Source organism: Streptomyces sp. sk2.1 (assembly GCF_008120935.1).
GTDB lineage: Bacteria > Actinomycetota > Actinomycetes > Streptomycetales > Streptomycetaceae > Streptomyces.
The window spans coordinates 1-818 of record NZ_RDBO01000197.1 but is presented as its reverse complement, the minus strand read 5'-3'; the positions used below and the strand labels follow the sequence as shown (position 1 = coordinate 818).

The window sequence follows — 818 nt, the reverse complement described above, 5'->3', positions numbered from 1 at the left end:
CCTGTCCGCCCACTGGAGCCGGGCGATGCGGGCCTGGGTCGCCGAACAGGACTGGCTGACCCTGGAACGCCTCCCGGCATACGCCCCCGAGCTGAATCCGGTGGAACTGCTGTGGTCCTCACTCAAGAAACGCGAACTCGCCAACCTCGCCGGCGACCACCTCGCCGATGTCGCCGACGCCACCGAACAAGGCATCCACCGCATCAACCACAACCCACAACTGCCCTGGTCCTTCCTCGCCCACACAGGCCTGACCATCCACCCACCACACCCACCGAACTTACGAAAAGATCAGTAAGCTCAATACCGGTGATTTAGGTGTTTTTCTGGTGCTTGCTGGTTGTTTTGGTGGGTGGGACGAGTGTGATTGCCCTGGTGGGTGGTCGGGGCGGGTTGCGGTGGTGGGTGTGTTTGAGGTGCCAGTTGGCCATCTTGCGTTTGGTGACGCGGGGGTTGGAGCGTTGCCTGCGGGGTGGCAGGAGTCGTTCCAGCAGTTCACGGATGGTGTGGGTCAGAGCTTGGCCGAGTCGTGAGGGGGGAAAGTGCCGCCTGGTCGGTGACGTGGCGGCGGGCGATGCGAAGAGTGCGGGGTGAAGGACAGCCGGTCGGGGTCGAGGCCGGCCCGGTGAGCGGTGTGGTGCATGACGTCCCGAAGTGCGTGGTGGACGAGGAGGAAGCCGTAGATTTCCTGCTCGACGCCATCGGGGTACTGCGATCTCAGGACCAGCTGGCGGCCACCTTGGTGGGTCTTGATCTCGTTCAGGGTGTTCTCGATCTCCCAGCGCTGATGGCAGAGGCCCGCCAGGTCGGCAGCGGAG

The 818-nt window shown here is 64.1% G+C and carries 1 protein-coding gene and 1 pseudogene; one reads left to right on the top strand and one right to left on the bottom strand.

All coding sequences use genetic code 11. The features are described from left to right. A partial coding sequence (locus EAO76_RS42380) for a transposase (RefSeq protein ID WP_148840462.1) occupies window positions 1-298 on the top strand: 298 nt, incomplete at its 5' end. A gap of 213 nt (window positions 299-511) precedes the next feature. Here EAO76_RS42380 and EAO76_RS47875 read toward each other — a convergent pair. Continuing rightward, a pseudogene (locus EAO76_RS47875) lies at window positions 512-818 on the bottom strand (IS4 family transposase); the annotation flags it as partial.